This window comes from Streptomyces sp. NPDC042102, from assembly GCF_055582305.1.
Window position 1 is genome coordinate 101890 of the sequence record NZ_JBVJDL010000004.1, and the last position, 22028, is coordinate 123917.

Annotated in this window: 12 protein-coding genes; 3 read left to right on the plus strand and 9 right to left on the minus strand. The window is 76.1% G+C overall.

Annotated elements, in window-relative coordinates; genetic code table 11:
• Positions 1-78 precede the first annotated feature (78 nt).
• From ACZ6KO_RS18730 to ACZ6KO_RS18760, 7 genes are all read right to left on the minus strand, one after another.
• Positions 79-2382: a M20/M25/M40 family metallo-hydrolase gene (locus tag ACZ6KO_RS18730; protein WP_469305082.1), complete on the minus strand. Its 2304-nt coding sequence runs from the start codon at positions 2380-2382 to the stop codon at positions 79-81.
• Entirely contained in the window at positions 2379-4187 is a 1809-nt protein-coding gene (locus ACZ6KO_RS18735) for a non-ribosomal peptide synthetase (protein WP_469305083.1), read from the minus strand. The genes ACZ6KO_RS18730 and ACZ6KO_RS18735 overlap by 4 nt, the downstream gene beginning before the upstream one ends.
• Positions 4184-7531, minus strand: a complete 3348-nt coding sequence (locus ACZ6KO_RS18740) for an amino acid adenylation domain-containing protein (protein WP_469305084.1) — start codon at positions 7529-7531, stop codon at positions 4184-4186. The genes ACZ6KO_RS18735 and ACZ6KO_RS18740 overlap by 4 nt, the downstream gene beginning before the upstream one ends.
• Complete coding sequence (locus ACZ6KO_RS18745) at positions 7528-8343, minus strand: class I SAM-dependent methyltransferase (protein ID WP_469305085.1); 816 nt, start codon at positions 8341-8343, stop codon at positions 7528-7530. Before ACZ6KO_RS18745 ends, ACZ6KO_RS18740 begins: the two co-directional genes overlap by 4 nt.
• A 13-nt stretch (positions 8344-8356) precedes the next feature.
• Positions 8357-9430 (minus strand): ornithine cyclodeaminase family protein, encoded by a 1074-nt coding sequence (locus ACZ6KO_RS18750; RefSeq protein WP_469305086.1) that lies wholly within the window; start codon positions 9428-9430, stop codon positions 8357-8359.
• A 152-nt stretch (positions 9431-9582) separates the two neighbouring features.
• Positions 9583-10881 (minus strand): MFS transporter, encoded by a 1299-nt coding sequence (locus ACZ6KO_RS18755; RefSeq protein WP_469305087.1) that lies wholly within the window; start codon positions 10879-10881, stop codon positions 9583-9585.
• Positions 10878-11921: a pyridoxal-phosphate dependent enzyme gene (locus ACZ6KO_RS18760; protein ID WP_469305088.1), complete on the minus strand. Its 1044-nt coding sequence runs from the start codon at positions 11919-11921 to the stop codon at positions 10878-10880. The genes ACZ6KO_RS18755 and ACZ6KO_RS18760 overlap by 4 nt, the downstream gene beginning before the upstream one ends.
• Positions 11922-12380: 459 nt before the next feature.
• Here ACZ6KO_RS18760 and ACZ6KO_RS18765 point away from each other — a divergent pair, with 459 nt between their 5' ends.
• On the plus strand, positions 12381-13577 hold the full coding sequence (locus ACZ6KO_RS18765; protein ID WP_469305089.1) for a sensor histidine kinase: 1197 nt from the start codon (positions 12381-12383) through the stop codon (positions 13575-13577).
• 129 nt (positions 13578-13706) lie between these two features.
• Here ACZ6KO_RS18765 and ACZ6KO_RS18770 read toward each other — a convergent pair whose 3' ends face one another.
• A complete protein-coding gene (locus tag ACZ6KO_RS18770; RefSeq protein WP_469305090.1) occupies positions 13707-18395 on the minus strand; it encodes a hypothetical protein in 4689 nt (1562 codons plus the stop codon).
• Between the two features lie 100 nt (positions 18396-18495).
• Positions 18496-18948, minus strand: a complete 453-nt coding sequence (locus ACZ6KO_RS18775; RefSeq protein ID WP_469305091.1) for a DUF7144 family membrane protein — start codon at positions 18946-18948, stop codon at positions 18496-18498.
• A 431-nt stretch (positions 18949-19379) separates the two neighbouring features.
• On the opposite strand from ACZ6KO_RS18775, the gene ACZ6KO_RS18780 reads away from it, so the two are divergent.
• Together ACZ6KO_RS18780 and ACZ6KO_RS18785 are read left to right on the plus strand one after the other, a co-directional pair.
• Positions 19380-20222: a hypothetical protein gene (locus tag ACZ6KO_RS18780; protein WP_469305092.1), complete on the plus strand. Its 843-nt coding sequence runs from the start codon at positions 19380-19382 to the stop codon at positions 20220-20222.
• A 121-nt stretch (positions 20223-20343) separates the two neighbouring features.
• Complete coding sequence (locus tag ACZ6KO_RS18785) at positions 20344-21873, plus strand: alpha/beta hydrolase (RefSeq protein WP_469305093.1); 1530 nt, start codon at positions 20344-20346, stop codon at positions 21871-21873.
• Positions 21874-22028: the final 155 nt, after the last annotated feature.

A 22028-nucleotide genomic window follows, 5' to 3' on the forward strand; every position in this document is an offset into this window, starting at 1 on the left:
ACGATGTGATCATCCGGTGATCGCGAGTGTGCCACAAGGGAGATGCGGAGCAGAGGACTTACCGCGCGCGGCCGGCCGTCAGACGCGCAGTTGCGCCAGCAGGCGGTAGAGCGTCTCGGTGCCCTGGCGCAGGGCACCGACACCGATGTGCTCGTCGGTGCCGTGCATGCGCCGGAGCATGTCGCGGGTCACCGTGAACGGGTAGATGCCGTAGACCGGAACGCCCCGTTCCCGGAACGGCGGTGCGCTGGTGGCCGCCTCGAACTGGCAGGCCGTGGCGCGGACGCCCGGGTGGGTGGACCGGACGGCCTCCTGCCAGGCGCGGAAGACGTCGGTGTCGGTGGTGGAGTCGGGTACGGACAGGTAGCCGCGGACCCGGTCGATCGCCTGCTGCTCGCTCTCGCCCGGGTTGCCGACGACGGTCAGCGTGGCCCGGTCCCCCACCAGCAGCTTCAGTTCGGCGACGATCCGGCCGGGGTCGTCGCCGCCGGGCAGGAAACCGACCCGGAACTCGGCCGCCGCCGTGCCCGGGACGATGCTCGGGTAGTAGCCGGCGCTGGTCGCGGTGTACGACACCGTGGTGCGCAGCATGGCGTTGTGGAGTTCGGGGGTGGCGCTGAGGCGGACGACCTCGTCGGCCGCCCGGTCCCGGACGTCGTCCGTACGGGCGTCGAGCATGTCCCGTACGGCCTTGGCGAAGGCCGGGTCCTTGGTGGCGCGGGCGAGTTCGGTGAAGTACTGCCGGGACAGGGCGTTGGGGCGGGCGGGGGCGCGCCAGCCGGCGAGCCGGTCGAGTACCTGGCCGAGCCGGGTCACGGCCTGCCCGGTGAACGGCTTGGAGGTGTGCGTGGCGTACGAGGCGGTCTCCAGGCGCAGCAGCAGCGACCGCTTGTCGTTGCAGGTGAGCGTGGCGATCATCGGGGTCCGGCCATCGCGCTGGTCGAGGACCCAGCCGCCCTCGGTGAGGACGACGCCGGGGTCGACCTTGCCGGGGTGCTCGGTCAGCAGCCAGCGCACCCCGTGCGGCCCCTGTTCCTCGTCGCAGTCGGACCAGAAGACGATGTCCCGGTCGAAGCGGGCGCCCTCCTTGACGTGGCGCAGCAGCGCGGCGATGAAGGCGGCGTTGACGCCCTTCATGTCGAGGGCGCCGCGCCCGTAGAGCCGGTCGCCCTCGATGTGCCCGGCGAAGGGCTCCACGGTCCAGGCGTCCCCGGTGGCGGGGACGACGTCGCTGTGGCCGAGGAACAGCAGGGGCTTCTTGCCGGACGGGGCCGCGGCCGGGATCCGGGCGAAGAAGTGGACGTTGTCCGCCTTGGGGGTCGGCACGATCTCGGTGGCCACGCCGGAGGCCTCGAAGAGGCCCTGGAGCAGGCGGGCATGGGGCAGGGTGACCGCGCCGTCCCCGGGGTTGGTGGTGTTCTGGCGGATCAGCGCGACGGCGAGGGCGACGGGGTCGGTCGGGTCGCCGTCGTACGCGGCCGGGCCGGCGGCCGCCGCCGGCTGTGTACGGGGCGCGGCGGCCGCCTCGGCCGCCGCCGGGGGCAGGACCGCGCCGGCGACGGCGGTGACCCCGGCGCCGAGCAGGGTACGCCGGGAGGGGCCGCCGCCCTCCGGGCCGGGCTCGTCGAAGCAGGCGGCGATGACGGCCGCCGGGGACTCCTGGTGGACGTAGTGCCCGCCGGTGACGGCGGTCAGGGTGAAGGCACCGGTGGACCACTGCGACCACCGTGCGACGGCCTCGCGCGGGACGTGCTCGTCGTCGGTGGCCCATACGGCGCGCAGTTCGACGGGGAGGGCGGGGGTGCCGCGGCCGTCGTAGCCGCCGGCCAGGGCGAGGTCGGCGCGGAACGGGGGCAGCAGGACGTCCTCGAAGTCGGGGTCGGCCAGCAGTTCCGGGTCGGTCAGGCCGGTCGCGACGACGAAGGCGCGGGCGTCCTCGGTGGTCACGGCGCCGCCGTCGCCGCGGAAGTCGCCGGGGGTCTGGCCGGCGACCGCGCACAGCCGGGCGACGGGGGTGCCGGTGTCGGCCAGGCGGCGGGCGCACTCGTACGCGAGGAGCGCGCCGAGGCTGACGCCGACGAACACCAGCCGGCGGCCGGCCGCGGCGCCGCGCACGGCGTCGGCGAGGGCGTCGGCGTAGGCGGCCATGGCGGTGACGGGCTCCTCGGCCATGCGGGTGCCCCGGCCCGGCGGGGCGACCAGGGCGAGCGCGGTGCCCTCGGGGAGGGCGCCGCGCCAGCCCGCGAAGGTGGAGCCGTGGGCTCCGGTGGGCGGGAAGCAGACGGCGAGGGTGTCCGTGCCGTCCTCGTCGAGGACGCGCAGCCAGGGGGACGCGGGCGGGTGCGCGGGCTGTCCCTGGGCGTCGTGGTCCGGCGTGCTCATGCCTGTCCCTCCTGCCGCATCCGGCGGCACAGTGCGGCGATGCCCCGGACGGTCGGGGCGGCGAGGATCCCGCGCAGCGGGACGCGGCGGCCCGCGACCGGCTCCAGGCGGCCGGCGAGGCGTACGGCGAGCAGCGAGTGACCGCCGGCGTCGAAGAGGTTCTCGTCCGCCGTGGCGGGCGGGGCGCCGAGGAGTTCGGCCCACAGCGCGGCGACGGCGGCCTCGGTGTCGTCGGCGGGGGCGAAGGAGCCCGCGGCGCGGGAGGCGGAGGTCCGGGCCAGGGCGCGCAGGGCCCGGCGGTCGAGCTTGCCGTTGGTGCCCAGCGGCAGCAGCGGCACCTGGTGGATGCGGGCGGGCAGCATGTAGTCGGGCAGCCGGTCGCGCAGGTAGGCGCGCAGGGCGGCGGTGTCGAGCTCCTCGGCCGCCGTGACGCAGGCCGTGATCCGGATCTCGGCCCCGCTCCCGTCCCCGGTCGCGTCCTCGTCCTGCGGGCCGCCCTCGGCGAAGGTGCCGGCGTCGGTGACGTCCGGGGCCTTGCGCAGGGTGGACTCGATCTCCTCCAGTTCCACCCGGTAGCCGCGGATCTTGATCTGGTTGTCGGTGCGGCCGGTCACCTCCAGGCCGCCGTCGGGGTGCAGGCGGCCCCGGTCCCCGGTGCGGTAGTGACGGACGCCGTCGGCGTCGGTGGTGAACCGCTCGCCCGGGTCGCCGCCGAGGTAACCCAGGGCGAGCGGCGGGCCGCTGACCCACACCTCGCCGAGGACGCCCTCGGGCAGCCGGCGGCCGTGGCGGTCGCGTACGGAGAAGGCGGCGCCGGCCACCGGGTGGCCGACGGGGACGCGGTCGGCGTCGTCGGGCAGGGCGGCCGTGTCGTAGGCGCCGATGTTCGAGGCGGTCTCCGTGGTGCCGTACAGGTTGAGCAGGGTGGTGGTGGGCCACACCTCGCGGAACCGGCGGACCAGGGCCACCGGCAGGGCGTCCGCGCCGCTGGTGACGAGCACGGGCCGGTGGTCGCCGGACAGGGCGGCGCTCTCCTCCAGCAGGCCGGTCAGCAGCTGGGGCGTCAGGAACAGGTGGGTGATCCGTTCGCGGGCGACGGCGGCGGCGAACAGCGCCGGGTCGAGGACCTCGTCGCCGGAGAGGACCACGGAGGGGATGCCGGCCAGGAGGCCGCCGAGGAGTTCCCAGGGCGAGGCGACCAGGGCCACGGACTTCTGGACGGCGAGGACGGCGTCGGGGCCGAAGGGGTGGTCGCGCCACATCCACTCCAGCCGGCCGCGGACCGAACGGCGGCTGATGCGTACGCCCTTGGGGTTTCCGGTGGTTCCGGAGGTGTAGACGATGTGGAAGAGGTCGTCCTCGTCCGGCTCCGTCTCCGGTGCCTGGTGCAGCGGCCCGTCGGCCAGCGGGGCCAGGGCGACGCGGGGGGCGTCGAGGGTGGGGAACTGGTCCAGGCCCGGTTCGGCCAGGACGATGCCCGGCCCGGCCTCCTCGACCATGCGTCGCTGGCGGCGTACGGGTATCGCCGGGTCCAGCCCGAGGTAGGCGGCCCCGGTCTTCATGACGGCCAGGACGCCCGCGACGGCGGCGGGTCCCCGGTCGGCGGCCAGCGCGACCAGCGTGCCGGGGCGGGCGCCTCGGGCGGCCAGGCGCGCGGCCAGCCGGCCGCTCCACGCGTCGAGTTCGGCGTACGTGAGGGTGGTGCCGGCGTGGCGGAGGGCGACGGCGTCGGGGCGGTCGGCCACCTGCCCGGCGAAGCGGTGCAGCAGGGTGGCGGGGGCGGTGGGCGTCGGGGAGGTGTTCATCGGTGTCCGGCTCCAGGCAGCAGGTCGAGGGAACGGAGGGTGGTGGCCGCGGCGCGCCCCGGGTCGGTCAGGGCGCGCAGGGCCGCGAGGGTGGAGTCCAGTACGTTGCGTCCGGTGCCGGCGTCCAGCAGTTCCCGCTGGTAGGCGTACTGCAGCAGCAGCTCGTCGGGGCCGTGCGGCTGGACGTAGAGGGCGCAGTCGTACTTGGTGTAGCCGGTGTCGAGTTCGACGAAGCGGAAGGTGACGCCCTCGGCGGTGCTCTCGCGGGCCGGGTACGGCAGCATGTTGAGCATCGTCTGGAACACCGGGGTCGCCGAGGTGCTCCGGGAGGTGAGGTCCAGCCGGCGCAGGGTCCAGCCGAAGGGGTGGTCGGCGGCGGTGTAGGCGTCGTAGACGGTGTCGCGGACGTGGGCGGTGAAGTCGGCCAGGGTGGCCCCGGGGTCCAGGCGCAGCCGCAGCGGCAGCATGGCCAGCATGAACGTGGGCACCTGGGCGGCGGCCGGGCGTTCGCGGCCGGCCATCGGGGCGCCGACGACGAGTTCGTCGGCGTCGCCGTAGTAGCCGAGGGCCAGCGCGTAGGCGGCCAGCAGCGGGACGAAGGCGGTGGTGGACGCGGTGAGCGCGGCCGCCCGCAGGCGGGTGGTGAGTTCGGCGTCGATGACCGCCTCGACGATCTCGCCGCGGTAGGTGGGGGCGGCCGGGCGTTGCTTCTGGGCGATCTCCAGGACGGGCAGGCGCCCGGCGAGCTGCCGGCTCCAGTACCGTCCGGCGGCGGCGACCTCCTCGGTGGCGAGCAGGCTCTGCTGGTCGTCGAGGTAGCGGTCGTAGCGGGTGGCGTGCTCGGGGTCGGGGACCTCCGCCCGGCCGGCGTACAGCTCGGTGAGGCGCTGGAAGAGGACGGTGGCGCCCCAGCCGTCCAGGAGCAGCTCGTGGAGGGTGAGCAGCAGCCGGTGGGAGCCGCCGGGCAGCCGGAACAGCTCGGCCCGCAGGGCGGGTTGGGCCGTCAGGTCGAAGGGGCGGGCGGCCTCGGCGGCGGCGTGGCGGCGGTACTCCTCGGTGGTGGTGTCGCGGGCGGCGGCCAGTTCCGGGACCGGCCAGTGCGGGTAGTGGTGGACCACTTCCCCGGCCTCCCCCGACTCCTCGTAGCGGGCCAGCAGGTGCGGGTTCTCGGCGAGCAGGGTCTGCCAGGCGCGCGCCAGGCGCGCCGGGTCGAGGGGGCCCTGGAGTTCCAGGGAGCCCTGGTAGCTGTAGTAGGGGCTGTCCGGGTCGAGCCGCCAGTGGAAGTAGACGCCGGCCTGCTGCGGGGTGAGCGGGCGGGTACGGGGCGCCCCGGGCCGTGGTGCGGCGGGTGCCGCCACGCCGGTCACCGGGGTGGTCTCCGCGGCCTGCCAGCCCAGGGCCGCCAGCGCGGCCGGGCTGCCGTCGGCCAGGACGTCGCGCAGCGTGGCCCGCGAGCCCGCCGGGCGCAGCCGCGCCAGCAGCCGCATCGCCTGGAGCGAGTCCCCGCCCAGGGCGAGGAAGGAGTCCTCGCGGCCGGCCCGGCCGGTGCCCAGGATCTCCGCGATCCACTCGGCGATCCGTGTCTCGGCGGCGCCGCGCGGTGCGGTGTAGGGGCGGTCGTCGGGGCGGCCGCGGCGCGGCGGTTCCGGCAGCGCCCGGTAGTCGGTCTTGCCGTTGCCGGTGAGCGGCAGCGCGGACAGCGTCACGAAGGTGCGCGGGACCATGGGGGCCGGCAGCCGCTCGGCCAGGTGGGCCGCGAGCGCCTGCGGTGCGGGGTCGGTGCCGTCGGCCGGGGCGACGTACGCCACCAGCCGGGGCGGGCCGGCGGCGGCCGGGGTGTGGGCGCTCTCGCGGGCGACCAGGGCGCCGTCGGCGGCGGGGGTGCGGACGGTGACCGCGCAGGCGGCGACCTGCGGGTGCGCGCCCAGGACCGCCTCGATCTCGGCGAGTTCCATGCGGACGCCACCGATCTTGACCTGGCGGTCGACGCGGCCGAGGTACTCCAGCTGCCCGTCGGGCAGCACCCGGGCGGCGTCGCCGGTGCGGTACAGCCGGCCGCTGCCGCCGCTCCCGCCCGCGCCGGCGGTGAAGGGGTCGGCGAAGAAGGCGGCCGCGGTACGGTCCGGGTCGCCGAGGTAGCCACGGCCCACGACGACGCCGCCGACGAAGAGTTCGCCGGGCTCGCCGTGCGCGCAGGCCTGCCAGCGGCCGTCCGCCTCCTCCCGCAGGACGTACAGGTCGGCGTTGCCGACCGGGGAGCCGATCGGCAGGTGGCGGACGTCCGGGCCGGGGACGGTGAGCACCGCGTGGGTCACGTCGTCCGAGCACTCGGTGGGGCCGTACGCGTTGAGCAGCCGGACCGCCGGGAAGGCGTCGATCCAGCGGCGGGCCAGGGCGGGCGGCAGCTCCTCGCCGGTGGCGATCATCCAGCGCAGGGCGGGCGGCCGGGCGCCGGTGGCGTCATGGGCGTCGAGGAGGAAGCGGATCAGGGTGGGAACCGTCTCCAGGACGGTGGTGCCGGACCGGCCGGCCGCTTCCAGCAGGGCCGCGCCCTCCTGGGCCCGGGTGTCGTCGTAGATCTGGACCCGGCCGCCGGTCAGCAGGGGCGCGAGCATCTGCCAGACGGAGATGTCGAAGCTCAGGGGGGCGGTCTGGGCGAGCCGGTCGTCGGCGGTCAGTGCGAGGTCGTCGACCTTGGCCCACAGGTGGTTGAGCATGCCCCGGTGCTCGACGGCCGCGCCCTTGGGGCGGCCGGTGGATCCGGAGGTGTACAGGACGTAGCGCACCTCGTCGGGGGCCGGCGGGGCGGGGCGGCGGTACGGCTCGGCGTCCGTCGGCAGGGGCATGGCCGGGGTGCCGGCGGCGGCCGCGCCCTTGACGAGGGCCTCCCGGTCGGCGGGGCCGCCGGTGGTGACGAGGAGGACCGCGCCGCTGTCGGTGAGGAGGGACTCGACCCGGGCGGCGGGCCAGCCGGCGTCGACGGGCAGGTAGACGGCGCCGAGCAGTTCCAGCGCGAGGAAGGCGGTGATGACGTCGGCGCCGCGGCGGCCGCCGACGGCGACGATCCGGCCCGGTCCGGCGCCGGCCGCCGCGAGGCCTGCGGCAGCGCGGTGCATGCGGTCGGCCAGGGCGGCGTAGCCGATGCTGTCGGCGCCGTCCTCGACGGCGATCCGGTCGGGGTGGGCGGCCGCGTGCTCCTCGACGTACGCGTACACGCCGCGGTCCAGGGCGTAGGGCTCGCTGCGGGTCAGGGCCGCGGCGAGGGCCTGCTCGCGGGCGCCTTCGGCCAGTGGCAGCGGGCGGTAGTGACCGGGCAGGCCGGGCGGGTCGGACGGGCTGATCACTGCTGTCCCTTCTTCTCGGCGACCACGAGCAGGTACTCGACGGGTACGCCGGTGCCGCGCGCGTCGGTGGTGTGGAAGGTCTCGGTCATCTCCACCATCTCCGCGCGCAGTTCCTTCCAGCGGGAGGCCGGGGAGATGGTGTTCTTCGCGGCGATGCAGGGGCCGAAGCAGTTCTCGAAGAAGGCGACGAGGTCCTCGGCGGTGGCGAACGGGTAGAACAGCTCGCGCCGTTCGGCGGTGACGGCGAACTCCGGGCCGAACAGCTCGCCGAGGTAGTCCGCGTCGCCCCACAGCATGGGCTGGCCCTGGTGGCCGGTGGGCGAGGCGAAGTAGGAGGACAGGATCGCCTGGAAGTGGGCGGTCCAGCTGCGGGCCGTCCAGTTGCACATGCCGACGCGGCCGCCGGGGCGCAGCACCCGGGCCATCTCACCGGCGGCGGCCGCGTGGTCGGGGGCGAACTGCACGCCGTAGGTGGAGGTCACCAGGTCGAACGAGGCGTCGGGGAAGGGGAGTTCCTGGGCGTCGCCCTGGTGGAGGGCAACGGTGACCCCGGCCTCGGCGAAGCGGGCGCGGGCGTCGGGGAAGAACTCGTCGGTCAGGTCGAGTCCGTCGACGACGGCCCCGCGCCACGCGGACAGCAGGGCGACGTTGCCGTTGCCGGTGGCCACGTCGAGGTGGCGGGTCCCGGGCGCCGGGGCGAGCCGGTCGACGAGGAGTTCGGCGCCGGGCCGCAGCAGGTCGGCGACGTGCCGGTACTCGCCGTAGGACCACATGGTGCGGTTGATTTCCTGGATGTTCCGGTCGATCGTCATCGCGGGGCGCCTCTCAGAGCGGGAGCAGGGAGCCGAGGCCGGTGGCCTCGGCGTGGGCGTGGACACGGTCGGCGACGGCGACGTCGAGGACCGACATGCCGAAGGGGTTGCTGACGATGACCTCGTCCGGGTCGCGGCGGCCGGGGTGCCGGCCGGCGATCACGTCGCCGAGGGTGGCGTCGACGGCCCGGGCGTCCGGCCGGGCGGTGACGCCCTCGCGCGGGGTGCCGTCGGGGCCCAGCAGGGTCCCGGCGCGGTGCATCCGGCCGAGCAGGCGCCGGGGGTCGTCGCGCACCAGGCTCCAGTCGTCGACGACGAGGGTGTCGGCGGCCAGTACGGCGGCCTCGGTCAGGTCGTCGAGGGAGACGTGGCAGACCAGGGCGCCGGGCCGCAGCCAGTCCGGCTCGATGTACCCCTGCGTCACCGTGGTGACCGGGATGACGAGGTCGGCGTCGTGGACCGCCTCGCGGGGGCCGGGGGCGAGCCGGGTCTCGACGTCCGCGGCCCCGGGGAGGGTCGCGAGGTGGGCGGCGAGGTCCTTGGCCCGGTCGGGCGCGAGGTCGTACAGGGTGATCCGGCGCAGGGTGGGCACGGTGCGCAGGAGCAGCTGGGCGTGGGCGCGGGCGAGCGGGCCGCAGCCGATCAGGGCCAGGCTGCTCGGGGCGTCGGCGGCCAGGTGGCGGACGGCGAGGGCGCTGACGGCGGCGGTGCGCATGGCGCTGATGTAGGCGGCTTCCATCAGGGCGCGGGGCCGGGCGGTCTCCGGGTCCAGCAGCAGGGTGAAGCCCTGCGATCGGGGTATGCCGCGGTCCGGGTTGCCCAGCGAGGCGTTGATCGTCTTCATGCCGATGACCGGCCGCTCGCCGGTGGGCGTCAGGGCTCCGGGCATGGCGAGCAGGCGGGCGGAGTCGCCCTCCGGGGTGGTCCAGCCCAGGTAGGCCTCCTCGGGCAGGACGGACTGGCCGGAGGCGTGCAGGAGGAGGGCGTCGGCCACGGCCTGGACGATGTCCACGCCGTGGGCGGCCGCGACGACGTCCGCGCGGGTGAGGTAGCGGAACGGGGTGTCGGGATAACGCTCGAAGTCCATGGGGAGACGGCCTCCTTGAGGGCGTGTGAGGGTTCCGGGGCGCTCCGGGGCGCCGTGCGGCGTACGGATGCCGGGCCGGGATCACGCGGGATCCTGGCCGTCGGGGTGCTGTGGGGTCTGCGTGGGTGTGCGTTCGGTACGGGGACGGGGTCTCAGTCGTGCGTACGGGCGCCCGTGGCGGGCTCGGCCGCTGCGTCCGTGGGCGCGGCGGGCGCGACGGGCGCGGCGCCCGTACGCCGCAGGACCACGAGCGGCACCAGGGCGCCCAGCAGCAGCACGCCCGCCAGCACCACCCAGCCGGCGGTGCCCAGGGCGAGGACCACGCCGGTCATGAGCACCGGGCCGGCGACCCGGTTGGCGACGGTACGGCTGGTGTTGAACAGCACGAGGTACGCGCTGCGGGCGTGCGGCGGGGCCAGGTCGAAGGAGAGCGTCCAGGAGGCGCCCACCTGGAGGAGCTCGGCGAAGGTCAGCAGGACGACGGCGCCACCGAGCACCAGCAGCGCGCCGCGCTGCCCGAACTGCGGGGCCGCCGCGAAGGCCAGGGCTCCGCAGCCGAGGACGGCGGCGGCGACGGCGTAGGACAGCCAGGCCCGGCGGGCCGTGCTGTAGCAGCGGTTGAGCGGGTACTGCAGGGCGATGCAGAGCACCGTGTTGACGGCGTAGAGGATGCCGACGTAGCGCTCGGGCACGTCGGTGGCGGTCACGAGCCAGAGCGGGAAGGCCACGTTGAGCACCGGCATCCACAGCGAGACCAGGGCGTTGTAGGCGGTGAAGCCCAGCAGCACCCGGTCCTTCAGCAGCTCGCCCACCCCGGTGGTCTCGGGCGCGGGGGCGCCCTCTTGGCCCCGGGAGAAGGCGAAGACGGCGGCCACGACCACGTACGCGACGGCGCCGCCGATGAGCAGCGGACGGAAGGCGTCCGCGTCGCCGGTGCCCAGGGCGACGCCGGCGATCAGTCCGCCCAGACTGATGCCGAGGTTGACGACGGTCCGCTGGACGGCCATCACCTTGGCCCGCAGGTCCTGGGGGGCGCGGGCCCCGACGTAGGCCTGCACCAGCGGAGGCGAGGACTGCTCGGTGATCGCGATGACGGTGACGACGGCGAGGAAGCTCCACCATCCGTCCACCCACAGGTAGCCGACCGTGGCCAGCGCGCGCAGCAGCATGATCGCGGTCAGCGTGGTGCGCGGTCCCCAGTGCCCGGCGAGCCGGGCGATGGGGACCGAGGCCGCGACGGCCAGGGCGCCGCCGATGGTCAGGCCGGTGCCGACGGAGGCAGTGCTGAGGTGGACCACCTTGACGAAGTAGATGGTCGAGACGGCCAGGAAGAGGCCGGTCCCGGTCCACTCGATCAGGGTGGCGGTCTGGACGAGCGGCAGGAACCGCGCGTACCTCCCGCCCCGCTCCCGCTGCTCGGGCGTCGTGGGCTCGGTCGTGCTCTCGGTCATGGGGTGTGGTGCTCCTGGTACTGCCGGATCGAGAAGCGCAGGCCGTCGCGGCGCAGCCGGTCCGTGGCGCGGGTCAGGTCGGTGAGGATGCCGTGCCGGCTCGCCCAGGTGTCCGAGAAGACGGTGTCGCGGTACTTGCGTCCGCCGTCGGCGGCCAGGCAGACCGGCAGTCCCGGATCGAGGCGGCCCTGGGCCATGTCGGCCAGGAGGGCGGCCAGTACGCAGCCGCTGGACCCGCCGAGTTCGTGGCCGAGGTCCTCGGCGAGGATCCGGCACACGGCCATGGCTTCCACGTCGTCGACGTGCACGCTGCGGTGGGTGTGCGGCGCGGGCAGGAAGGCGGAGGGGCGGCTGGCCCCTATCCCGGGTATCAGGCGGCGGCCCGCGCTGCCGCCGAGGGCCAGGGAGCCGCGCAGGTCCACGGCCACGGGGGTGACGTCGGGGCGGTGGGTGCGCAGGTGGGCCGCGACGCCGGCGAAGGTGCCGCCGGTCGAGACGGGCACGTAGACGGCCGACAGGTCCGGGCCGGCCTGCTCGGTGAGTTCGGGTCCGGTGGTGGCACGGTGCACGGCCGGCGAGGCGGGGTTGGCGTACTGGTCGGGCCAGCGGTATTCCGGATGGCGCTCGCACAGCCGCTGGACGGTGCGCAGCCGGCTGAGGAGGTAACCGCCCTGGCCGTCGGGCTCGTCCACGACGACCACGCGGGCGCCGCTGTCCTCGAGGGTGCGGCGGGTGGTCAGGGGGGTCTTGAGGTCGACGACGGCGATGAAGGAGCAGTCCATGGCGGCCAGCAGGTTCGCCATGGCCAGGCCCAGGTTGCCGGAAGTCGACTCCACGACCACGGTGCCGGGTGTGAGGGGTCGTTCCTCGTGCAGGGCGCGCAGCAGCCCGACGGCGGTGCGGTCCTTGATGGACCCGGTGGCGCCGTGCTCCTCGAGTTTGAGCCCGACGCGCTGGACACGTCCCTGGTAGGCGAGTTGGAGGTGGCGGAGAGGTGTGGTGCGTAAGGCCTTGGTCAAGACGGCGTCGACGAGTGACATGTGCTTCCCCCGTTCGCCGGCGATGGGCCGCCGGTTGGTGCACGAGCCCATCCCCGGCTCAGAGCTTCGTCCGGTTCATTCCCGCCTGCGCACCATAAGCATGGGCCGATCCGGGCTGCATCCGCCTTAATGTCCCGTAAGCGGGCGCGTTGGCCGGTTCGGACCGCTCTGGGAACGGCGCGCGACGCCGGACGACCCCGTCCAATCCGTGGACAGAGGGCGTTTCGGGGGTGGGCGGAGAAAGTCACGCCGGAAAAAAGAAATGACCAATTCCCACCACATGGTTACGTTCGCCCGCAGGCGGGGTGTAAGGGGGTGCATGTCCGGTCACCGGCCCGGGGTGCGGGGGCGGGTGCGGGCGCAGGATCAACCGATGAGTTGACGACGCCGGGGCGCCCGGGGACTACCCTCCTGCGGGTGCGGGCGATGGGGAGGTTACGGCGGCCGGGACCGGTCGCCATGCGGCGCGCGGTCGACGGCGGGATCGTCCTCGTCGTCGGGGCGAGCGGCTGTGTGGCCGGGCACCAGTACCACCCGGCCGGGTGGGTGCCCTTCGACGCCTGGGCCTACCTGCTCACGTGCCTGACGGCGCTGCCCCTGGCGTTCCGCCGCAGCGCGCCCGCGACCGTGCTGCTCGCCTCCGGGACGGCGTACACGACGTATCTCGCGGTCGGCTACCAGCCGTCGGTGAACTGGTGGGGTCCCGCGCTCGCACTGGTCGGCGTGGTCGCGCTGCGCCCGCCCCGGGTGTCCGCGGGCGCGGTCGCGCTGACCATGGCGATGGTCGTGCACAGCGGCATCGCCGGGCGGCTGCCCGCGGCCCTGGTGGCGGCACAGGCCGCCCTGGTGCCGGGCCTCGCCGTCGTGGTCGGCTACACCCAGCGCAGGCTCGCCCAGCAGAACGCCGAACTGCGCCGGCTGAGCGCGCAGCTGGCGCACGAACAGGCGGAACGGGCCCGGCGCGCGGTGGTCGACGAGCGGGTGCGGATAGCGCGCGAACTGCACGACGTGGTCGCGCACCACATGTCGGTCGTCTCCGTACAGGCGGGCCTCGCCTCGTACGTGTTCGTCTCCGACGCCGCCACCGCCCGCTCGGCCCTCGGCGCGGCGACCGCCGCCAGCCGGGAGGCCCTGGAGGAGATGCGCCGGATGCTGGGCGTGCTGCGCGTGGACGGGCCCGGGGAGCACGGGGAGGGCGACGGGGACCGCGACCCGCCGCCGACCGCCCCGTTGCCGGGTCTGGGCAGCCTCGGCCGGCTGATCGAGCGGATGCCCGCGGCCGACGTCACGGTGGAGTTCAGGACGTCCGGCCGGCAGCGCCGGCTCGCGCCGGGGCTGGATCTGTGCGCCTACCGGGTCATCCAGGAGGCGCTCACGAACGTGGTCAGACACGCGGCCCCCACCCGGGCCGAGGTCGAACTGACCTACCTGCCGGACGCCTTGCACGTGACGGTGCGGGACGCGGGGCGGGCGGCCGGCAGCCCTCCCGGTCCGGCCGTGCCCGTGCCGGGGTCGGGGTACGGGCTGATCGGTATGCGGGAGCGGGCCACGCTCTGCGGGGGTTCCCTGACCGCCGGGGCACGGCGCGAGGGGGGATTCGAGGTCCGGCTGACGTTACCGACGCGCACCGTGGGGCCGCCGGACCCGCGAGGGTGAGCGCGTCCGGTGGCCACCGGGACCGTCCGGGAAGGGACCCCGGCGCCGGCCCGCCCCCGGTGCGGGGCGGCGGGCGGGACGGCCTCCGGGGCCGGAGCGGGCGGGGCGGGCGGTGCGGGCGGGGCGGCCTCACTTCCCCCGGGAGGTCCGCCAGGCCTGACCGAAGAGTTCGTGCAGCGGCAGCGTCGGGAGCAGACGCAGGTACGGGGCGTCGGGCTCTTTGCCGTAGGACGCCACCGCCAGCAACGGCTCCAGCTTGTCCGTCTCCAGGGGCAGGTGGGGGGCCTTGAACTCGGTCCACGGGCCGGGCACGAAGGCCGTACGGCCGGCCCGCGGGCGTCGGTCCGCCACCACCGCGCCCGAGGCGACCAGTTCGGCCTGGACCGCCTTGTGCCGGGCGGCCGTCCAGCCGTTCCACTCCCGCACGTGCCGGTCGGTGGGGCGCGGCAGGGCGAGCAGCTGCAGGTACAGCGCCGCCGCGTCCGCACCGACGGACAGGGCGGCGGCCACCTCGGCGACCAGGTCCGGGGCGCTCAGCCGCGGGTCGGCCTCGTACCGGCCCGCCGGGACGGGTGAGTGGGCGGCCCGGTGCACCATGCGCGCCACCCCGCCGTCGTACAGGGCCTTCAGACGGTTCAGCGTCCGTGCCAGGCCGGGCAGGCCGTGGTCGGCCGCGAGCCGTTCAGCCCGTGCGAGGCGCTCGGGGTCGCCCAGGGCCGCGGGCCGCAGGAAGATCTCGCCGTCCGGGACGGACAGGAGCAGCAGCCCGTCGTCGTGGACGACGGCCTCGGGGGCGTCCGCGTCGGCCGGCCGCCCGGGATGGTCCGCCACCGGGTACCGGCGCGGGCCGACGTACGCGTCGACGGCCCGCGGGTCGGCGCGGCGCCACCACGTTCCGGCCGGCACGATCAGCGCGGGGTCGCGCAGCCGCTCCCGCAGCCGCTCGTACAGGGCGGTGGCGCCCGCGACGGCGGGGTCGCCCACCGGCCGCTCGGTCAGGGCCCACACCACGGCGCTCGCGGCCGCGAGGTGCGGGCCGCGGTAGGAGCTTTCCCGCTCGCCGAGCGTGCCGTCCGCGGCCACGCGGTGCACGTCGACACCGGACCGCCCGCCACGGACCAGGGTCCAGCCGTGCCCGGCGGCGCCCTCGCCGGCGGGCTCGCCGGCGGGCCCGGACGCCAGCCGCCCGGCCCAGTCCCGGCCCAGGCCCAGCCCGGTTTCCAGGGCGTCCGCGAGTGCGTCGTCGACGTGATCGCGGGCACCGAGCCGCCGGACCCAGACCTCGGCCATCCGCTCGGCCGCCGCGACCATGGCCCCCGGCTCCTCCCACAGGCCGGCCGGATCCTCGGGGAGCCCGGCCGCGAGCACCTCGCGGCGGCCTTCCGCGCCCAGGGCGCGGAAGGCGGCCTCGTACTCGGCGGCGGCGTCCCCGGTGGCCTTGAAAGGCGCCGACGCGAGCTTCTTCGTGTGCGCGTCCAGCTCGGCGGCCCGGGGCAGGCCGCCCAGGGCGAGCGCGGCGACCGCGCGGCGCGCGCCGGTGCGCCGCGAGAACGCGGTGACGGCTTCGGCGGGCGCGGCGAGGGGTCCCCTGGCCGCCAGCAGGTCCAGCAGACGCGCCAGCCGCCCGGCGTCGTCCCGTGCGACCGTCACCGTCCGGCAGTCCTCGGCGCCCTCGGGCACGGGCTCCGCGGCCCGCTGCACGAAGCGGCGTACGGGCGCGCGGTGACGCCCGGGGGCCACCACGGCACCGCCCGCCGGGGTGGCCACCGGGCTGTCGGGGCCCACGCGGCCGGTGCGCCAGGTACCGCCGGCCTCGGCGAACGGCTGCCCGCTCCACACGGCCAGCAGGGCCTCCAGCGCCGCCCGGTCCGCCGCGTCCGTGGGGGCGGTGACGGCGCGCCAGGCGGCCGCGTCGATCGATCCGGTCAGCACCGTCCAGTCGGCCGGCGGCGCGGGCGGGGCGAGCCGGCGCCGCTCGTCGTCGAGGGCGCCGCGCAGGTGCAGGCCGTCGGCCGCGATCGCGGTGAGCGTCGCGGGATGCGGCAGCGACGGGGCCGCGGTGAAGCAGTCGGGGTCGTGGAGCAGCCCGTGCAGGGCGGCCGTCAGCGCGGTGTCGGAGGCCTCGCGGGGCAGGGTGACGGCGGGATCCTCGCGCAGCAGAGCCACCTTCCGGGACAGCTCCTCGCGCCGGCGCAGGACGGCGGCGGCCCGCCGGGCGGCACGCAGCACCGCCGCGGCCACGACGGGCTCGCGCACCCCGGGCAGCACCTGCCCGCGCACGGCGGCCGGTTCGGGCCCCTCCCGCCCGGCCTCGCGCACGGCGGCGGCGAGCAGGTGCGCGGCCGCCCCGTCCCCGGCGGCGCGCAGCGCGGCGGAGGTGGCCGCGTCGCGCGGGGCGAGCAGGTGCCAGAAGGCCGGCGGCGGGAAGAGCAGCGGGTTCGCCGCGGCGGGGGTGTGCCCGCGGCGGTCGTGCTTGACGTCGGGGAAGCCGCGCACCTCCCACAGCAGGGATCCGTCGGTGGCGGAGTGGCAGCGGATGCTCTGCACGCAGCCCTCCAGGACGCCCCGCTCGGCCCCTTCGGCGACCTCGGCGATGCCCCAGGGCCGCAGTCCGGGCCGGGCGCCCCGGAAGGTGGCCTTCCGGCCGTCGATGCCTTCCAGGAGGAACTCCCGCGGTGACGGGCCGCGCTGCCCCGTCCGGTTCAGCACCCGGCAGCCCACCAGCGCGTCGCGCTGTCCGAGCGGCGACCAGGTCCGGCCGGCGGGCAGGGGTGCCAGGGTCAGCCACTCCGTGAACAGCTCCATGCCCCGCTCGTCTCCGTCGCCGTCGGGGCCGTCGGCGGCGGCCGGGCGGCCGGGGAAGTCCGGCAGCGGCGCGGCGGCCAGCCGCTCGCCGGTGCGCGGGTCGACCGGCCGCCACCCGTCGCGGCGGAAGACCCCGGCGCTCCAGATGCGGGCGCCGTCGCCGAGCTGGAGTTCGGCGTCGGCGATCCCGTGGCGGTCGCCGGGCCGCAGCACCCGCTCGCCGTCGTGCCGGCCGCCGCCGTCCGCGCTCTCGAACTGGAAGCCGAGCGCGCCGTCGATGATCCCGCCGTACGGCACCAGCCCGGAGGTGTCCTGCGGGGTGAAGACCTCGTGCGGGGCGTGCGCCCAGAACGCGCTGTCGCAGGAGTGCGGGTCGGCGGCGCGCGTGAAGCCGACGAGGAAGGCGCCGCCGGCGTAGTGCACGGTGTGCATCGTCGTATCGTCCGGCACCGTGAAGGAACACTCCGCGCGCCGTCCCGAGGGCCCGACGGCCACGGCGCGGTCGGTGCCGAAGACCGTCAGCACCGGCCAGGTGCAGGTCACTCCGCTGACTCCGGCCGGGCCGAACCCGGCGACCGCCTCGTCCAGCGCGGGCCAGCCCAGCTCCTCCGGGAGTCCGCCGCGCAGGGCGCGCGCCAGCGGCCCGACGAGGTCGAGGCCGGCGAGCGCCTCCTCGATCCCGTCCAGGGCCCGGGCGGTCGGCCGGTCCAGCAGCGTGAACAGCTCCTCCGTGGCCTCCTCGGCGGCCCGCAGGCCGCCGCCGGCGAGGGTGTCGAGCAGAGCGCCGATCCGGGTGTGCACCCCGGCCTCGATGCCGGTGTTGCCCGGCAGCAGGCTGATGGCCGAGCCGGGCCGCCGGACCCGGCTGAGATGGTCGCGCAGGCCCGCGTGCACGGTGCCTTCGAGGCGGGGGCCGAACACCGGGTCCTGCGCGAGCGCGGCCAGGTCGCGCCGCGACCGCTCGCCCCAGAACACCAGGTCGACCTGGTCCCCGGGGTCGGCCACCGGCACCCCGTGCGCGAGGCACGCGTCCAGCAGGTCGGCGTCGAGACCGGTGCGCCGGTGGTGCCGCTCGTGGATCCGCGCGGCGACGCCCGCGGCCGCCAGCGCGGGGGCGAGCTCGGCCACGACCTCGAACAGGTGCGGCGCCATCGGCCGGACCGAGACCCCGCCGCCCGCGTGGTGCTGGTACGAGTACAGGAAGGCGAACCGGCCGAGCCAGGCCGCGAGTCCGCCGTCGGGGACGATCCGGCCCGCAGCCGCGGCCGTGACCGCCCCGGAGGCCCGCAGCAGCCTCAGCCAGGCGTCCGCGTCGCCGTACGTGGCGGGGAACATCTCCAGCAGGCCGGTGCGGACCGCGTCGGTGGGCGGGTGTGCCTCGAACAGCGGGGTGGCCGCGTCCAGGACCCGGTCCGGTACGGCCTTGCCGCGGGCCCCGGCCAGGACCTCGCCGAGCACCCGTGCCTCGTCGGCGCCGCCGAGTCCCGCGCCGCGGGCGGAGGAGCGGATCCGGCGGACCAGATCGGCCGGCAGGTCGGCGGGCGAGGCCGCCCAGGCCGTCAGGAAGGTCATGAACTCCCGGTGCGCGGCCGCCGGTTCCAAGGTAGCCGACAACCACGCCTGGTGGTCGCCCAGTTCCTTGGCGGGCAGCGCGCCCCGGGCGGCGAACAGCAGGGCGTTGGCCCGCCGGTAGCCGGCGTCGACCGGCAGGCGGTGCTCCTGCTCGGCCTGCCGGGCCAGTGCGTACGCCCGGCCCGCGTACCGGGCGGAGAGGCCGGTCAGCCGGTGTCCCACCGTGTCCCAGAACCACGGCAGGTGGTGGTGCGGCAGCCGCCGGGCCCGGCGGCGGAGCGCGTCGACGCATCGGCCGGGCTTCTGCCACGCGCCGTGCACCTCGTCGCGCACCGCGTCGAGTTCCGCCACGGCGACGGCCTCGGCGCCGGGGTCGTGGGCCCGCGCCCAGGCGACGTAGGTGGTCGAGGAATGCGGGTCGGCGGGCAGCAGACTGATCATGCGGACGATCCTCGCACCCGCCGCCGACAGGCGTCGGTGGCGGGTGCGGGTGCGGGGGAGGTACGACGGTGCCGTCGCCAGGGGCCACGGCGCGCCGGGCTCAGAGCATCTGGTCGCTCTTGTCGTTGCACAGCGCCCAGATGATGAACACGCCGATCGCGATGGCGACGATCGACCACAGCGGCGCCCAGGGCAGCCACATGAAGTGCAGGATCATCGACAGGGCGGTCAGGCCGATGCCCACCACCCGGCCCCATTCCTTGCCGGTGAGGATGGCGATACCGGTGACGAGGACGAGGATGCCCAGGATCAGGTGGATCCAGCCCCAGGTGGTGAGGTCGAACTTGAACACGTAGGAGCCCAGACGCTGGTACACCTCGTCGGAGGCGATGCCGCTGATCCCCTCGAAGATGCCGAACAGGCCGACGACGATCATGAGGACACCGGCGAACGTCGTGCCGCCGGCGGCCCATGCGTTGTGCGAGGAACTGGCGCCCTGACCGGACCGGTGGCCCGATCCGGGTGTGGATGCGTTTCCCGGTGCGGTCGTCATGACAAACCTCCGTCTCGGGTACGGACTGGTCCTCCGTCCGTACGGACTGAGCGTCCGCCCGGCGGCCCGGATCAGCGACCCACAGAGGGCCGAACGGGTGAATTCTCCTCAGGAGCCGCAGGTCAGCGGCGCGGCCCGGACTCCGGCCCGGCCACCGGACGCCCCCTCGGACCCGGCGGGGCGGACCGGGGCGCGGGACCGTCCGGCAGCCGGCTCGGCCATCCGTGGACCCGTTCCCCCTCCGTTCACCCGTACGACGAGCCGACCGGCGCAACGTGCTCACCTGGCTGGCGCACGTCACGGCCCTGTCGGCCCGCGCGGCGGCGCGGGCGGCTGTGGGATCTGCTCCGTGCGGATCCCCGCACCCCACGCTGTCCCCTCTGTCCGCCCCCGCGCGGCGTCCGCCGCCGGTGGGGCAGGAAGGCACGAACGTGAGCCATCAGGTCCCTCGCACACCACGGTCCCGGGGTCGCTCCCGGGTCCTCCTCGTCTGTCTGGCGGCCGCCACGGCCGTCACCGGCCAGCTGCTGGCCGGTCCGGCCGCCTCCGCGGACGACACCCCCAGGAACCCCCCGCCCCCGAAGAAGGCGGCCAAGCAGTTCCCGCACGGCCTGCGGCAGTTCACCGCGGACGGCACCTTCACCCCGCCCAAGGGCGTCAAGTCCGTGTTCGTCCAGATCTGGGGCGCCGCGGGCGGCGGCGGCGGTGGCGGCGGGGGCGGCAGCGAGCCGAACGGCAGTGACGGCGGCGCGGGCGGTGGCGGCGGCGCCGGCGGCTTCGCCTGGTGCGAGGTCTCGGTCAAGCCGCACAACGAGTACCGGGTGGACATCGGCACCGGCGGCGACAACGGCACCGGCGGACCCGCCGGCTCGGGCGGTGCGCCCGGCACGGCCGGCACCGACGGCCTCGCCGGCGGTACGACGACCCTGACCGCGCCCGACGACGCGCAGCTGGTCTCCGCGAGCGGCGGTGGCGGCGGCGGTGGTGGCGGTGGCGGCGGCGCCACGGCCGGCGCGCCCGGTACGGCCGGCGAGGGCGGCACCGGGTTCTGTGCCAAGCCCGGTGTCCTGCGGACCGGCGCGGACGGCACCACCAGCGCCGACCGCACGGTCGGCGGAGCGGGCGGCGCAGCCGTCGACGGCATCGTCGAGCTGCCGCCGGGCGCCTCGGTCGGCGGCAACGGCGGCGCGGGCGGCGCGGGCGGCGTCGCCGTCGGCGCACCCGGCTCCCCCGGCACGGACGGTGGCAACGGGTACGCCGTCATCTGGTGGTGACGGACTGACCCCGCCCCCGTCCCCGGGCCCCGCTGCGGGCCCGGGGGCGGGGGATACCCCCACCCCGGGCCGACCGGGCCGCCGGATGGGGCCGCGCGCCATGGTCAACAAGGCTTGCCCCATGACGACTTACGCGAACAGCACGAAGAAGACCCTGCTCCTCGCCGCCTCCGTCGCCGCCGTCGCGGCCACCCTCTCCCCCGTCGCCGCCACCGCGGCCGCCGCCCCCACCGTCGCGGCGAGCGCCCAGGTCCCCCCGCTCGTCTGGCACCCCTGCGCCAAGCCCGACGGTCCCGCCGCGCAGGAGTGCGCGGACCTGCCCGTACCGCTCGACTACAGCGACCCCGGCGGCCCGCAGATCAGCATCGCCGTCACCCGGATCCGCAGCGACCGGCCGGAGGCCCGGCGCGGCACGCTGATCGTGCTCCCGGGCGGTCCCGGCGGCTCGGGCGTGCAGCGGCTGGCGCAGAAGGGTACGGCCCTCCAGCGGGAGCTGGCCGGCGCGTACGACCTCGTCGCCTTCGACCCGCGGGGCGTGGGCGGCAGCACGACGGCGAGCTGCCGGCTGGCGCCCGAGGACCGGTACCTGACGAGCCTTCGCTCCTGGCCCGGCCCGGACGGCGACATCACCGGGAACGTGGAGCGCTCGCGCCGTATCGCCGAGGCGTGCGCCACGCACGGCGGGCCCGTGCTGCGCAGCTTCACCACCGCCAACCAGGTCCGCGACATGGACCGGTTCCGCCAGGCCCTGGGCGAGCGGAAGCTCTCGGCGTGGGGGTCGTCGTACGGGGCGTACGTGGCGGCGGCCTACGCGCAGAAGTTCCCCGCGCGCACGGACCGCTGGGTGCTCGACAGCACCGGCGACCCCGACCCGCGCCGGATGGCCCGGGGCTGGCTGGCCAACATGGCGCGGGGCGCCGACGACCGGTTCCCCGACTTCGCGGCCTGGGCGGCGCACGCCGACCGCGACCGGGACGGGCTGCGGCTGGCGGACCGGGAGCAGGACGTACGGCCGATGGTGCTGGCGCTCGCGGCGGAGCTGGACCGGGCCCCCAAGCCGTCGACGACACCGGGGACCCCGCTGACCGGCAACGGCCTGCGCCAGGCCCTGCAGAACGCGCTGTACTCCGACAGTGCCTTCCCCGCCTTCGCCCGGCTGGTCGCCGCCGCCCGGGACCCGCGTCAGACCCCGGTCCTGCCGCCGGAGCTGACGCAGCCCGTCCGGGACGAGGACGCGGCGCTCATGGTCGGCGTGATCTGCAACGACGTGGCGTGGCCGGCCGCTTCCGCGGACGACTACCGGCGGGCGGTGGCCGCGGACCGCGCCGCGCACCCGCTCACCGCGGGCATGCCGGTCAACGTCCTGCCGTGCTCGTTCTGGAAGGACGCCCCGGCGGAAAAGCCGGTCCGGATCACGGCGGACGGCCCCTCGAACGTGCTGATGCTCCAGAGCCGCCGCGACCCCGCCACCCCGTACGCCGGCGCCCTGAAGATGCGCACGGCCCTCGGTCCCCGCGCCCGGATGGTCACGGTCGAACAGGGCGGCCACGGCCTCTACGTGGGCAACGGCAACGCCTGCGGCAACCGCGCGGTCACGACGTTCCTGACGACGGGCGAGCGGCCCGCCCGGGACACGTCCTGCCCGAACTGACGGTCCAAGGGCCCCTGAACGACCTCGACGACCAGGACCACGGCTCGACGACCCGGACCACGGCCGGAGCCGGGGGGGCGCGGCGCGCCGGGGGGCCGCGCCCCCCCCCCCCCCCCCGGCCGCCCCCCCCCCCCCCGGGCGAGGGCGCCGGGGGC

What these genes read in the sequence shown, in the direction of transcription:
- ACZ6KO_RS18730 (WP_469305082.1), bottom strand. Translation starts at nt 2,382, where the DNA reads ATGAGCACGCCGGACCACGACGCCCAGGGACAGCCCGCGCACCCGCCC.
- ACZ6KO_RS18735 (WP_469305083.1), bottom strand. Translation starts at nt 4,187, where the DNA reads ATGAACACCTCCCCGACGCCCACCGCCCCCGCCACCCTGCTGCACCGC.
- ACZ6KO_RS18745 (WP_469305085.1), bottom strand. Translation starts at nt 8,343, where the DNA reads ATGACGATCGACCGGAACATCCAGGAAATCAACCGCACCATGTGGTCC.
- ACZ6KO_RS18750 (WP_469305086.1), bottom strand. Translation starts at nt 9,430, where the DNA reads ATGGACTTCGAGCGTTATCCCGACACCCCGTTCCGCTACCTCACCCGC.
- ACZ6KO_RS18755 (WP_469305087.1), bottom strand. Translation starts at nt 10,881, where the DNA reads ATGACCGAGAGCACGACCGAGCCCACGACGCCCGAGCAGCGGGAGCGG.
- ACZ6KO_RS18760 (WP_469305088.1), bottom strand. Translation starts at nt 11,921, where the DNA reads ATGTCACTCGTCGACGCCGTCTTGACCAAGGCCTTACGCACCACACCT.
- ACZ6KO_RS18765 (WP_469305089.1), top strand. Translation starts at nt 12,381, where the DNA reads ATGCGGCGCGCGGTCGACGGCGGGATCGTCCTCGTCGTCGGGGCGAGC.
- ACZ6KO_RS18770 (WP_469305090.1), bottom strand. Translation starts at nt 18,395, where the DNA reads ATGATCAGTCTGCTGCCCGCCGACCCGCATTCCTCGACCACCTACGTC.
- ACZ6KO_RS18775 (WP_469305091.1), bottom strand. Translation starts at nt 18,948, where the DNA reads ATGACGACCGCACCGGGAAACGCATCCACACCCGGATCGGGCCACCGG.
- ACZ6KO_RS18785 (WP_469305093.1), top strand. Translation starts at nt 20,344, where the DNA reads ATGACGACTTACGCGAACAGCACGAAGAAGACCCTGCTCCTCGCCGCC.